The 14275-nt window shown below is 43.0% G+C and carries 10 protein-coding genes; 2 read left to right on the top strand and 8 right to left on the bottom strand.

The annotated features are described in order from the left end of the window. Positions 1-84: 84 nt before the first annotated feature. Complete coding sequence (locus tag RM049_RS21735; RefSeq protein WP_322705640.1) at positions 85-1590, bottom strand: DUF3131 domain-containing protein; 1506 nt, start codon at positions 1588-1590, stop codon at positions 85-87. A gap of 176 nt (positions 1591-1766) precedes the next feature. Here RM049_RS21735 and RM049_RS21730 point away from each other — a divergent pair, with 176 nt between their 5' ends. Further along, positions 1767-2342 carry a TIGR04376 family protein gene (locus RM049_RS21730; protein ID WP_322689025.1) on the top strand — a complete coding sequence of 192 codons (576 nt, stop codon included), beginning with the start codon at positions 1767-1769 and terminating at the stop codon, positions 2340-2342. Positions 2343-2345: 3 nt separating this feature from the next. Here the strand turns inward: RM049_RS21730 and RM049_RS21725 are convergent, their stop codons facing one another. Then, complete coding sequence (locus tag RM049_RS21725; protein ID WP_322705639.1) at positions 2346-2486, bottom strand: hypothetical protein; 141 nt, start codon at positions 2484-2486, stop codon at positions 2346-2348. A 315-nt stretch (positions 2487-2801) separates the two neighbouring features. On the opposite strand from RM049_RS21725, the gene RM049_RS21720 reads away from it, so the two are divergent. After that, on the top strand, positions 2802-6098 hold the full coding sequence (locus tag RM049_RS21720; RefSeq protein WP_322705638.1) for a HEAT repeat domain-containing protein: 3297 nt from the start codon (positions 2802-2804) through the stop codon (positions 6096-6098). 80 nt (positions 6099-6178) lie between these two features. On the opposite strand, the gene RM049_RS21715 is transcribed toward RM049_RS21720, so the two are convergent. The 6 genes from RM049_RS21715 to RM049_RS21690 all read right to left on the bottom strand — a co-directional run bounded on the left by RM049_RS21715 (position 6179) and on the right by RM049_RS21690 (position 14165). Beyond that, entirely contained in the window at positions 6179-7789 is a 1611-nt protein-coding gene (locus RM049_RS21715; protein WP_322700547.1) for an iron uptake porin, read from the bottom strand. A 110-nt stretch (positions 7790-7899) separates the two neighbouring features. Further along, a complete protein-coding gene (locus tag RM049_RS21710; protein ID WP_322689022.1) occupies positions 7900-8160 on the bottom strand; it encodes a Gfo/Idh/MocA family oxidoreductase in 261 nt (86 codons plus the stop codon). Positions 8161-8624: 464 nt separating this feature from the next. Continuing rightward, positions 8625-10025, bottom strand: a complete 1401-nt coding sequence (locus RM049_RS21705; protein ID WP_322671914.1) for a sugar porter family MFS transporter — start codon at positions 10023-10025, stop codon at positions 8625-8627. Between the two features lie 111 nt (positions 10026-10136). Next, positions 10137-11135 (bottom strand): ABC transporter permease subunit, encoded by a 999-nt coding sequence (locus tag RM049_RS21700; protein ID WP_322671913.1) that lies wholly within the window; start codon positions 11133-11135, stop codon positions 10137-10139. Beyond that, entirely contained in the window at positions 11132-12688 is a 1557-nt protein-coding gene (locus RM049_RS21695; RefSeq protein WP_322705637.1) for a sugar ABC transporter ATP-binding protein, read from the bottom strand. Before RM049_RS21695 ends, RM049_RS21700 begins: the two co-directional genes overlap by 4 nt. Positions 12689-13109: 421 nt before the next feature. Next, complete coding sequence (locus tag RM049_RS21690; RefSeq protein WP_322671911.1) at positions 13110-14165, bottom strand: ABC transporter substrate-binding protein; 1056 nt, start codon at positions 14163-14165, stop codon at positions 13110-13112. Positions 14166-14275 lie beyond the last annotated feature (110 nt).

Here is a 14275-nt window from a genome sequence, read left to right as displayed (position 1 = left end):
ATTTATTTTGAGTGGGCAATACCCATCTATCCACTGTAGCAAGGGGAGGATTGAGGAGGGATATTATCACGGACATGAAATAACTTACGGTCTTTTTATAGTCTTCTCGGTTGACTTATGGCTCCTGACTCCTGCCCAAACAGTAAGTGGCTGCCCAACTTGCTTATACAGTAAGCTTTCCAGAATTACACCATTATTGTTAGCAGTGAGAGTTTTATTCGGCTGACGCAGAGACTCATAAAAGCCGTTGTACCAGCCATCTTGAGACTTAAGATTGCCTTGAACAAAATCAAATAACTGACGGGTATAAGCAGTGTTATAAAGCACATGCCAGCCGATCGCAGCTTTCGCACTGAGAAATCGCAAATTGTTGTGCTGTTCTCTAGTATCCGCGATGGTTGCCCAAGGTTGTCCGTTGACAAATAGGGTGCTGTAAACAAAGTATGGCGGGCGATCTAAGTTATCTTCGGTGACGGCGGTTAATTGTTTTGTCGCTTCATAACGCGCGGCTTGGGCAGCTAAAATGCGATCGGCATAAGCTTTAGGCAAAGCTTGAAACCCAGTTTCGATGCCATCCAAGATATAGGGTTCGCTAAGAACGTAGTTATTGGCTTCAGAGTTTTTATAGTCCCGTTTGTCGTAAGGAATTCCTTGTCCGTAAAGATCGACAAAGGCAGTATGGGACTGATAATCTAAGGCTTTTTTAACATCCAAGCCCCAAAGCTTCAGACCATAAGCAGCATAATTTTCATAGCCCAAGCGACCTTCTTGATTGTATTGCTCTTTGCCTTTGATGACAGCAGTACCATACATTTGACCGTTTGTGGTCAGACGCTTGACTTGCCAGTGTTGCCAAACTGCTGCTGTTTGCGATCGCATTTCTGGATACTTTGCACCGACAATCTTCAACCAGATTGCCATTCTTCCTAAATCGATGGCTGACCAGCCAATTTCTTCCTGTTTATCTAGTTGACCATAATTAACAGGTAGGAGAGTTTTCGCATTGTAAACCTTGTTGGGTAGTTCTCCTTTATACAAAGGCATTGACGCCAGTGTATTCAACATTTTGCTCATTTTGGCTTCAAATTCAGCCGCAGGCACAATATTGAGTTCTTTAGCACTAACTAAGGCCGCGATCGCTGCTGTCTGATCCCACATACTTATTGAGGCAAAGCCATCAACGGAATTGATCAAGCCAGTTTCATCGTTCCAGTTGCGCTGGAAGTATGACCAAGCTTGACGGGCCGTTGTCATTTCTTCTGGGGTCAGTTTTCCAACTCCAGGGGCAACGTATGGAATTATGGCTACTGTTAATTGATTCTTAGGAATCGGTTGACCTGGCAAAACTACGGATTTAGCATCAAGGCTGGCAATTATTTCAGCTTGATTTGCAATAGAGACAGGGGGTTGGGTTTTCTGTGGTTGAGAAGCAGTTGGGGATGTTGAGATTTCTGGTTTTTTTATAGAAGTGTTAGAAAGTTGCTTAGACCAACCATTTAAAAGTGCGATCGCGATCGCAGCGGTAACGACTCCTCCTACAGTAGCTAGTATGGACAAGCTCTTAGGTGGTGGTTGAAAGTCAGAACTCATACTGATTAAAGCCTTATTTCGTAAGTCAGGGTTATTTGCGTAGTTTCACCAAATACATTCTTCCCAACTTTGAAATCTAACTAACAGCCAGAAGTTTACCTAATGGGAAAGATTAAAATTTACATTCCGCCCACTACAATAAAATAGTCACGCACCCGATCTCTGGAGTTCTAGCAGTGGGATTATTTGATGATTTGAGTCGGTTTCTAGAAAACCGTTTAGAAGAATTCTTGCGTAACAATCCACATTTGGAGTTAGAGGCGCTGCTAGAACAGCTGCGTGAGCAAGAAGAAGACACATTAAAGTTAATCGCAGATTTAAAATTACAAGAGAAGCGATCGCAAGAAGAAATTCTCTCCACTGCTCAAGAAATTCAGCGTTGGCATATCCGCATTCAAAAAGCCAAAAACGCCAATAGAGAGGATTTGGCGGCGGCGGCGGGTGAGCGAGAAGCAGCCCTGTTGCGCGAAGGAAATCAGCGCTGGGGACACATGCAAGGCTTGAAAGAACGCATCAACCAATCTCAAGAATTACTGAAAAAAATTCAGCAACGGCGACAAGAAGTGCAAGCTAAAGCTGCCGAAGCACAAACAGCCCGTGCGAAAGCGCAAACCCAGCAGCGTTCAGAAAGCATTGGCTGGTCAAATCAAACTAGCACTTTTTCTAGTGGGTTTGATGACTTAGAAGAGAAGTTCCGTAGCTGGGAAACTCAGGATGAGTTAGAACAAATGAAGCGGAATATGCAGAAGTAGCGCCTATTGGCTAAAATACGCCGAAATAACAAATGCGATCGCCAAATCAACAAATGCGATCGCCAAAGTAACAAATGCGATCGCCAAAATAACAAATGCGTAGGCGCAGCCAGCCGTAGGCATCGCCAGAAATAGCTTCCTCACTTGGTTTTTCGCGTCAGTTTTACCCCACCCTAACCCTCCCCTTGCAAAGGGGAGGGAACAAGATTTCTTATTTCCCCCCAAAACATCGGGGGGATTAAGGGGGGTAATAATATGATTAAAATTACAGCCATTTGACGACAAGAATTAGGGATTTTTAAAATAGTAGGATAGGTTCATTGCTGTTGCTCATCGAAAAAAGCAACAGTTGCAGGTAAATCAGGATTATCCCGTCCCTGAATCAATTATAAAATTCCCACAGCGACGACAAAGCTAACAAGCGTGTAGTATGTATATAATCTATATATCCTAAGCAATATGAGCGTAGAGTTATTAGCTATTGTGGGCCCAGTAGTAAAAGCAGTAACTCCAGAAATTGTTAAGAAAATCAATAGTGCATTAAATCCTACAGACTTAGAAAAAGCTTTGAAAGCAGGTGTACAATCCGCCGAAGAGTGGGATTCTAATCAAGATTCTGATAAACATTTATTTTTTCGTTGTACGCCAAAGGATGCGAGAGAACTTGTAGAGGGTTTTTTCAAAGATACAGGAGTTCAAGAAGAATTACAGAAGCCTTTTACAGAGAAAACAACCCCAAATCTACAAGTCTTAATTAAAATATTCCACAAAATTAAATCAGAAAAGCCAAACTTAGAGTTTCGTGATGAAAGTATTGAACATTGGCTGAAAAAGTTTGTAGATGCTTATTTTGAACACACCAATACATATTTAAAGTTTCAAATTGCTAAATCAGATTATCTCAAACAACTGTTAGGCTATTTTGATGGTGTTGAATTTGTTGGCATAAAAGTAAAAACAAAAGAAGAAGAAAAATTTGCTAAACTACTACAAATTTTTGTGATGCCTAATGTAGTTGAGCAGGTGGAAGTTAGAGCAAGCACAGGTTTAAAATTAAATCTAGATTTAGCTTTAGAAGAGACAGCTAACCAGCAACGCCAGCAAAGTTTACTTTGGGAACAACAAAGTAGTGGCAAGAAATTCTCAGCCCAAGAACTGCTGAAAGAAAGTACACGCAATAAATTTGTTGTGTTGGGAGAACCAGGAATTGGTAAAACAACTTTGATGAGTTACTTTGCTGTGATGCTGGCTGAACAGCAGACTGAAAAACTCGGTTTATCAGCAGACTTAGAGTTACTGCCAATTTTGATTAGAATTAGAGACTTAGGCAAAGCTTCAACAAAGAATCTTTTAGAATATGTACGCAATTTTGCCAATGATATTCATGTTAAAGGATTGCCCAAAGGTTTCTTTGAACATTGGTTAGAAGATGGGAGAGCGTTAATTTTACTTGATGGCTTAGATGAAATCGCTAAACCAAGCGATCGCTATGAATTTGTAAAGATAATTCACAGTTTCCTCGGACAATATTCTCAAAATCGGGCAATTATAACTTCGCGTCCAGCAGGTTATAGTCGAGAGTTTTTTGGTACAGATGAATTCCCTCATTATCAGCTAGAACAATTTGATGATAGTCAAATTGATTTATTTATTCAGCAGTGGTATAACAGCAGACTGCCAAACAACCTGAAAGAAGCACAACACCGTCAAGAAAGCTTAAAAAAAGCATTAGCAGCACAAGAACGCATCAAATTATTAGCACGCAATCCTTTACTACTGACAATCATTGCCTTGATTCATCGCTATGACGCACATTTGCCCAGACAGCGACATAAACTCTATGAACAGGCAGTTGATACGCTATTGATTAACTGGGATGTAAACAAGGGGATTGAGTCTTGGAAGTTGAAGTATATTAAATTGGACGATATCAAAATATTGATGCAACACCTCGCTTACTGGATTCATTCTCAAGGGGAAACTGGCGATAAAGAAGGTGGTACGCTGATTGATAGAGATGAGTTAATTACGCAATTAAGCAAATATATTCGTGAATGTAATTATCAAGTTAAGAAACATCAAGCTCAAGAGGAAGCAAAACGCTTAGTTGACCAGATTACAGAACGCTGTGGTTTATTAAACGAACAAGGTCAAGATAGATATGCGTTTGTGCATAAGACATTTCAGGAATATTTGGCAGGTGAAGAAATACGCGATCGCCAATCAGGAGACTTTAACGAAGTACTAAATCACATTCGAGATTATCTACACAATTCCCACTGGCGAGAGGTGTTGTTGCTGTTAATAGCTCAACAAAATCAAAGTAACTCGAAAAAAATTATTGAAGCAATTCTGCAACAAGATACTCCTTATGAAGAATGGCTGCACTGCAATCTTTTCTTTGCAGGTACTTGTTTAGCTGAAGATTTAAAATTATCTGATGGCAATTTGATTACAAATATTTTGCAGAAATTAGTTGAGCTTGAAGTTAGCAATTATCAGCGAGTAGGTAGGAGAGTTAAATCACAGGTTTTTCAAATTCTTTGCAATTTAAATGAAACCCGGTTTCAAGCTCAAGCACTACAACTGTTGAAAGCATCAGCAGATTTGATATATGAAGAGCAACTGCGAGAATATCGCGCAGTTTTAGGTGAACAACAGGGAGTATTGGCAGAACTGCTGGGTTTACTCAAAGATGAGAGTGATGATGTGCGTAACTCTGCTGCTTCTGCATTGGGCAAGTTGGGCAACGCCTCACCACAGGTAGTTGAAGCACTACTGAGTTTATTCAAAGATGAGAGTGAGATAGTGCGTGACTCTGCTGTTGTTGCATTGGCTAACTTGGGCAACGCATCGCCACAGATAGTTGAAGCACTGCTGGGTTTATTTAAAGATGAGAGTTGGAATGTGCGTAACTCTTCTGCTTCTGCATTGGGCAAGTTGGGCAACGCCTCGCCACAGGTAGTTAAAGCACTACTGGGTTTACTCAAAGATGAGAGTGAGAATGTGCGTAACTCTGCTGCTTCTGCATTGGGCAAGTTGGGCAACGCCTCGCCACAGGGAGTTGAAGCACTGCTAGGTTTACTCAAAGATGAGAGTGAGAATGTGCGTTACTATGCTGCTTCTGCATTGGGCAACTTGGGCAACGCCTCGCCACAGGTAGTTAAAGCACTACTGGGTTTACTCAAAGATGAGAGTGAAAATATGCGTTACTCTGCTGCTTCTGCATTGGGTCAGTTGGGCAACGCCTCGCCACAGGTAGTTGAAGCACTGCTGGGTTTACTTAAAGATAAGAGTGAGAGTGTGCGTTACTTTGCTGCTTTTGCATTGGGTCAGTTGGGCAACGCCTCGCCACAGGTAGTTGAAGCACTGCTGGGTTTACTTAAAGATAAGAGTGAGAGTGTGCGTTACTTTGCTGCTTTTGCATTGGGTCAGTTGGGCAACGCCTCGCCACAGCTAGTTGAAGCACTGCTGGGTTTACTCAAAGATGAGAGTCAGATTGTGCGTTACTCTGGTGCTTTTGCATTGGGCAACTTAGGCAACGCCTCGCCACGAGTAGTTGAAGCACTGCTGGGTTTACTTAAAGATGAGAGTCAGATTGTGCCTAACTCTGCTGCTCAAGCATTGGGCAAGTTGGGCAAAAACTCCAGCAATGTTACTGCTACTGTCGCCGAATGGATTTCACAACACCGGGATTCAGAATATGTAGGCAGTGGAATTGATGCGCTGTGGAATTTGGTAGTAACAGAAGAATAATTTTTGTTTTTTCACTGGAAGTTCCTAAAGAGTGCTGAATACTCAGCACCCTGTCGATCGAGCAAAGCATTGACATTCAGTTAAAAATCAAAGGTTGTGCGAAGCACACCTACATACTGCGTATCATTTCTGCTGTCGTTTTCCGGGTTGAGAATCACCCAAAAACCAGGAGTCACTGAGATGTTGTCATTTAAGCGGTAGCGATAAAATGCTTCAATATGGTAAGCGTTGTCTCGCTCTTGACGGATATCACTGTTAGAGACATGGGGTGGTATACCAAAGAGAATTCCTGGCAGATTGCCTCTACCACCCACATCGGGAAACGACACACCAATCGCCCCAAACCAGACATTGGCGTTGGCACCATTGTTCACAAATAGAGAATCTGTTCCACCTCTACCATTGGAAATATCACTCAAACCAGAACTCTCGGCATTTGCCCAAATATATCCACCCCAAGCGTGGACTTGAAAATTCGGGGAGAAGCGATAGTACCCCTGTGTGCCGACAATATCGTTGGAAGTAGCAATGTTGTTGCCAAAGGGAGCGTTTGACAAGACGCTACCCGTCCCAGCTGAGAGTTCGATTACTCCAGCAGGGCTATAGCCATGAGAGTAAGCAACACCGATCGCTCCTTGCTTACCATAATAGGCTAAGTGCGCTAAGGCGTTGTAGCTGCCATCAAATAACCCGTTGCTAGGCGATGGCACATTAGAACTGCCTGCTAAATAGCCCAAGGTGAGAACCAAGTCTTTGGTAATGTTCCAGTTAGCGGCTGCACCGCCGCCACCTCGCCGGAATAAGGGACTGTACGATCCAAAAAGTGAGGGAACTCCATTGCCGTCGTCAGCAATTGTGGGGGGAGTGACGGTGGTGGAAATGTCGGTGTAACCAATGCCTACAGGCCCAACAACGAAGTTAAGGGAATCACTGACTGGGAAGTAATAACGGATGTGGGGGACATAAAGTGTCTCGTTGCTGTCATAATCGAAGTTCAGACGTGTCATCCCTGTACCTGTGGCTGCGGCAATTTGACTGCCAACATTGGACGCAAAGTTACCAAATTCTAGCCGGACTCGCAATAAATCTTTGCCAGTGAAACTGCTCTCAAAGTTGAGACGACCCCGATTTGCAAAGTAGATGCGGGATTCATCATCTTCGCCACCGACTCGATCGCCAAAGGTATCACTAACGGCGGTGATAATTTGAGCATTCAACCTAGTAGTAGTAGAAAACTGCTGCGCCTCCAATGTTGTTGTATGTGCCTCTACGGTATCTACTCGTCCGCGCAGAGTTGTTAGTTCTGCGGCAAAGTCTTGCTGCAACTTTTGCAGCACTGCCAAATCTTGCTTATTAACTAAATCGCTAGTAGCTGTAGCAATTAACTCATTAATCCGATCCAAACAAGCATTTAAACCTGCGGCAAACTCATAACGGGTTAAGGCACGGTTGCCGCGATAGGTGGAATTGGGATAACCTGCAATACAACCGTAGCGTTCCACTAGCGATTGCAATGCACCAAACGCCCAATCAGTTGGTTGTACATCAGAAAACTGGGAAACAGAAGTGACTTGTCCCTGCAAAGTCCGATTAGCATCTGCTGCATTCGGATCGTTTTCTGGAGGTGCTGCCCAAACTGCTGGAATTGCCAAAAATAAAATAAAAAAGCTAGGAAAAATAGTTTTTAGCATTGATTTATTAATTGAAAATGGTTGAATTATGAGCTTGTAACGAAAGAAATTACCCTCGAATCAAAGTATGAGCTAATCAACATTAAAATTACATATTTTAAGTTGAAGTTTTAGCTCAATTCAAGCAACGTTATGACTTTTTGCTCATTGCTGCTTTTAATAGCTGCTGCTATAATTTTCATTACATTAATTCCGTCTTCGGCGGTAACAGCAATTGGCTGATTACTAACGATAGATTTATATACGGCATCGTAATAACCTAAATAGCTCCCTTGTAAACTTTTGACTTTTTCTCGAATTATTTTTGTGTCTTTTTCTGTATGCAGCAAGCCATATTCACTTTCTGGCTCTGCTTTTAAGAAAAGAACCATGAGTGCTATGTATGATATAGGCAGGCGCAGGCTCACGCACAAGGAAACTTGCTTTTAATTTGACGCGCAGTTTGTCGTAATATAGTATCAATTCAAAACAATCATCTATCTGCGATCGCAGCCTGTGATGCGGATGTCTGCAAAAATAGCATCAGGCATTCCAAATAAATGCAAAGCTTGGTCTATTAAGTGCGGCCCTAAATTCCTAAATTGTTTAATGTTCCTGCTCCCGGACTGGGAACTTCTACTACATATTATTCAATTACGTTGTCGTCATCAGTTGTGAATGTTCCATCTAGTACTCCACCACATTAATTTTGAGAAGTTCGTAATGAGTGACTCTAGCCCTAATCTAAGCACTAAAGTGCTGACTACAAACTCCTTTAACCATGCAACCTCACAAACACAGAGGATACAGAGATACAAATTATGAATTACGCACAGAGGTACTAGATGGATACTAATTACATGTCTTCTAACTCAATTCCTTTGGTTTCTTTAATAAAAAAGAGAATGAAAAAGAATGAGGTAGCAGCTGCAATTGTATAGAGTCCATAGGCAGAACCTAGACCGAAATATTGCAGTATAGGAGGAAATGTTGTGGAAATGAGGAAATTGGCAACCCATTGCATAGCAGCAGCAATCGAAAGTGCGGCGGCTCGAATTTTGTTATTAAACATTTCTCCCAACAGCACCCAAACCACTGGCCCCCAAGAGAAACCGAAGCAGAACACATAGAGGTTGGCTGCGACCAGAGCTATAGTCCCGGCGCTTCCGGTAAGATTGGGGTTCCCAGCAGCATCGAGGGGAGCATGACCAAAAAGATAAGCCATCGTCCCCAATGTCAAGGTCATGCCGATTGACCCTATTATCAGTAAGGGCTTGCGACCAAATTTATCCACGAAGGCGATCGCAATCAGTGTTGTAATAATGTTGACGGCTCCTGTAATCACCGTGATTGATAGGGAATCTTTTTCGGAAAAGCCGACAGCACGCCATAAAACGCTGCTGTAGTAGAAGATTACATTAATCCCAACAAATTGCTGTAATACAGATAAGCCTATTCCTATCCAAACAATTGGGAGGAGTCCGCCACTTCTGCTTAAGAGGTCAGAAAATCTGGGTTGGCGTTCGCGAAGCACTGTCTGCCGAATTTCTTCGATTTTTGGCAGTACGTCACCCCCCAAAATCTTGGTCAGAACGTTAACAGCTTCTGATTCTCGTCCTTTGGCAACCAAATAACGGGGAGATTCAGGAATTGTTAAAGCTACCATCCCGTAGAATACTGCTGGTGGGACTGCTGTCCAAAACATCCAGCGCCAAGCTGCAACCCCAAACAAAAACGGCGAGTCTGCTGAACCTGCTGACGTAGCGATAAAGTAGTCGCTCAATAAGGCAACGAAAATTCCCACTACGATCGCTAATTGTTGCAGAGATCCTAACCTTCCCCGCAAATGGGTGGGAGAACATTCGGCAATGTAAGCTGGCGCGATGACGCTAGCAACGCCGATGCCAATCCCACCTAATACTCGCCAAAAGATAAAATCCCAGATAGTGAAGGCAATCCCAGAGCCAATGGCACTGATAGTAAACAATGCCGAAGCAACCACCATTGCGTTGACTCGACCATAACGGTCTGCAATCTGTCCGGCAAAGAAGGCTCCGATGGCAGACCCCAGCAACGCTAGGGATACTGCCAGCCCTGTCACCCAACTACTGGTATTAAAAGCTTTTGCTAAAGATAAAACCGCACCGTTGATTACAGCAGTATCAAAACCGAATAAAAACCCGCCGAGGGCAGCGGCACCAGCAATCAAAATTACATAAAACGTGCTGGCTTTACGACGAGTAGTAGTGGAGGTCATAGTTTATATATTTATTATTGGGGATGGGGCATTGGGCATTGGGCATTGGGAATTGGGAATTAGGAATTAGTTCTTTTCCCTCTGCTCCCTGCCCCCTGCTCCCTTGCTTGTTTACCGTCTAGAACGTCTGCGTAACCGATCGATAGTTACTGCCAAAATAATTACTAGTCCTTTGACGACTAGTTGCCAGAAGTAAGATAGGTTCAACAAGGTTAAGCCGTTGTTGAGAATCGCAATAATCAATGCACCGAGAAGAGTGCCGCCAATGGTGCCAATACCGCCTGTAAAGCTGGTTCCACCTAGAATAACAGCTGCGATCGCATCTAATTCATAACCCTGACCTATTACGCCACTGGCACTATAAAGACGGCTGGCGCTCATGATTCCTGCTAAACCTGCCAGTAATCCGCTAATACCATAGACGAATAGCAACACCCGATTAACTTTAATCCCTGTTAATCTGGCTGCCCGTTCGTTACCACCCACAGCATATATCTGCACTCCTAAAACAGTTTGCCGCAGGATAAACCAGCTAGCTATCACAGTCAGTAGCGCAATTATCACTAGCCAAGGAATGGGGCCGATATATGTATTACCCACCCAAGCAAAATTTATGTCAGGGTTAATCAGGGTTGTACCTTTGGCAATTAAAAAAGCAACACCCCGCAAGGCTGTAAGTGAACCCAGCGTCACAATAAAAGGTGGCACATCCAAGAAGGTAATGAGCGCACCGTTGAGTAAGCCTAACAGCAATCCTGCAAGTAACGCAGCAGGTACAGCCGCCCAACTTAAAGCCGGTAGTAGCGATACCAGTAATGCAACTACCGCAGAAACAGCTAAGATTGACCCAACTGAAAGATCAATACCGCCAGTGAGAATTACAAAGGTCATTCCTGTCGCTAGCACAATATTGATTGATGCCTGACGCAAGATATTGACGATGTTAGCACCGGTGAGGAAGTTGGGAGAAAGGAATGTAAATAAGATGCAGATAATTACTAAGATTGGCAAAATACCCGCAACTTCCAACAGGGTGCTGATTGATTTCCGGTTGCGAGCTGCGGGATTGTTGGCTGATTTATTGATAGGCGGTCTGACTGTCTGACTCATAATCCTGATACCTCCGATGCTCCAGTTGCGTAGTGCATAATCTTTTCTTGGGTGATTTCTTTGCCAAGACTGCCATCCAGTTCGCCTACCAGCTGTCCTTCTCGCATCACTAAGACGCGATCGCTCATGCCGACAATCTCCGCTAGTTCGCTGGAAACCATTAAAATAGCAACACCTTGCGCTGCTAATTCGCTCATAATTCGGTAAATTTCGCTTTTGGCACCAATATCTACGCCGCGTGTCGGTTCATCTAACATCAACACTCTCGGTTTAATGGCTAACCAACGCGCTAGCAGTAGCTTCTGTTGATTACCACCAGAAAGATCCAATGCTCTAATTTCCAAATTGGCTAGGCGGATATTGAAGTTTTCCACCGCGTCTGTTGACAGCCGATTCACTGAAGGCCAGTTAACAATTCCACCCCTTGCATCCTGCTTGAGTGTATTGATAGCAATATTCTTGCGGGCGCTCATTTCCAGAAATAAACCTTGGTCTTTGCGGTCTTCTGGAACATAGCCAATTCCGGCTGCAATGGCATCACTGGGCGTATTAATTTCCAGTTTTTTGCCATTCAAGAATACTTCGCCACTAGCTTTACGGTCTGCACCAAAAATCAGCCGGGATAGTTCTGTGCGTCCGGCACCAACCAACCCAGCTAAACCCAGAATTTCTCCAGCATGAAGTTCAAAACTAGCCGGCTCAATCTTCTTGCGGGCATCGCTCATATTTCTGACTGACAGTACCACTGGGCCAGGATTCATTTGCCGTTGATGTTCGTAAAAGTCTTGCATGGAGCGACCAACCATCATCTGCACTAATCGCTGGGGAGAAATTTCACTGCGTGTCAGACTGCCAATATATTGACCATCACGCAACACGCTAATCCGGTCAGCTAAGGCATAGATTTCTTCCATGCGATGGCTGATGTAAATAATCGCAATACCATCACGCCGCAGTTTGCGAATCACCTCAAATAAATGGTCGCTCTCGCGGTCAGACAATGCTGCTGTTGGTTCATCCATCACCAAAACGCGGCTTTTATCCTTCAGCGCCCTAGCAATTTCCACTTGCTGCTGTTCGGCGATGGACAAAGTACCAACTATAGTCTGCGCGGTAAAATTGGCTCCAAGGCTGTCCAGCACTTCCTCTGCTTCTAGTTGCATCGCTTGGCGGTCTAAAAGCTGACCTCGCCGCAACTCGCTACCCATAAACATATTTTCGGTAACGGTTAAATTCGGTGCAACATTCAATTCTTGATAAATGAGATTAATACCCGCTTTGCGTGCTGTCGCCGGATCGGTAATTTTCAAGGGTTGACCATTGATGCGAATTTCTCCTTCATCGGCAATGTAAGCCCCTGCCAAGATTTTCATCAATGTGCTTTTACCCGCTCCGTTTTCACCCATGAGGGCGTGAACTTCTCCTGGGTAAATCGTCAGATTAACATTTTGGAGCGCAGATACACCATGAAATCGTTTTGTAATCCCTTGCATTTCTAACACTGGGGTGCTAGTTGGTGTATCAGAACGTGAAGTTTCAATATTGGTTGTCATCAGCAAAACCTGTAAAAACTATTTAAAATTCGCGAATCTGAATTAGAAATGAATAAAGTCATATTTTATCGATTGCAAAATCATGTTTTAAAAGCTGAATATGAGTGGGAAAGAGATATTTTCATCCTTTGTTATTAACGTTAGTTCAGAGAGATTGTTGGGAAAGTTCAAGTACTATAAATAGACACTCAAACTTTCCACTGATGCACATACATAGCGGTTATCAATTCGGTGCAGCAGAGTTTTAACCTCTTTATAAATCCATCTTTCTATTAAACAAAAGCCAAGAAATAGAAATGAGGTTTGGTATTAATTTAAATGAAAACTGTCGGACATTCTAGGTATGTGCAAAAACTTTACAAATGCGCCAAAAGAGTTATATCAAAAGACATAATTTTCAATTGCAAATTCATAATTTTTATTACTCCCAGCCTTTTTCCGTGCTGACGTTATCTTTTGCGATCAACTTAACTGGAATCAGAATGGTTGGATTAGCAGGTTTCTTACCATTTAAAATGTCATTCCCAACCTGAACTGCTTTTTGGGCCATTCCTCGTGGATTTTGAGTAGCAGTTGCTGCATATAAACCATCTTTATTGGCGATCGCAGTTATTGCTTCTGGCGCACCATCAACTCCTACAATAAAGAAATCTTTACGTTGTGCTTGCTTTGCTGCTAGTTCTGCACCAAGTCCACTCGGATCGTTAATGGCAAAAACAGCATCAATCTTCGGAAAGGTTGTGAGCAAATCAGTCATAACTCTCAGTCCTCCATCCCGGCTACCATCTGCATTCTGGTTTTTAGAGAGGATTTTGATATTGGGATATTTGGATAACACATTTTCGCAGCCACTAACTCGCTGAATTACTGAGTCCACCGGCGGCCCGTTAACTATTACTACATTGCCTTTACCCTTGAGGCGATCGGCAATATATTTGCAACTAACTTCTCCAGCTTGGACATTATTAGTTGTGATGGTGGCATCTACGCCTCCCTCTGCACCTGTGTCTACGGCAATAACAATTTCACCTGCTTTTTTTGCTCTTTCAACTATTGGTCTAATTCCACTTTTATCAGCAGCATTTAAAACAATAACATCAGTATTTGCAGCAGTAAAATTTTCAATTTGGTTGGCTTGTTGATTAAGGTCATAAGCACTGGAAGCTATAATAACATTGACATCTTTTCCGCCAATTCTCTTCGCTTCTGCCTCAACTGCTTGTCCCATAACGACGAAGAAAGGGTTACTCAGATCGCCAACAGTGAAGGCAACCGATCGCAACTTTCTATTCCCAGTGGCGGTTTTAGTTTCTGCACTAATATTCGTAGCAGGTTGAGTATCAATGTTAGTAGCTGTGTTGTCATCGGGAGAACCATTTGTACAGCCGATAAGACTGCCACTGATGATACTTAATAAGCTAGCTGTAATTACGCTTCGCGTAACGCCAGAGGTGAACGCAATCTTTTTCACATTCATATATCTCCTACAAGTCATTCTGACTTACACAAATTTGAAAACGACGTACTAAAAAACAGGGTAAAATGTTCTAATCTTCCTGTATCAAGCCTTTTGTGTGTTTTGTAATT

Source organism: Nostoc sp. DedQUE04 (assembly GCF_034530995.1).
Lineage (GTDB): Bacteria > Cyanobacteriota > Cyanobacteriia > Cyanobacteriales > Nostocaceae > Nostoc.
Note: the sequence above shows the minus strand (reverse complement) of the source record. Positions and strands in the feature narration are given on the sequence as shown.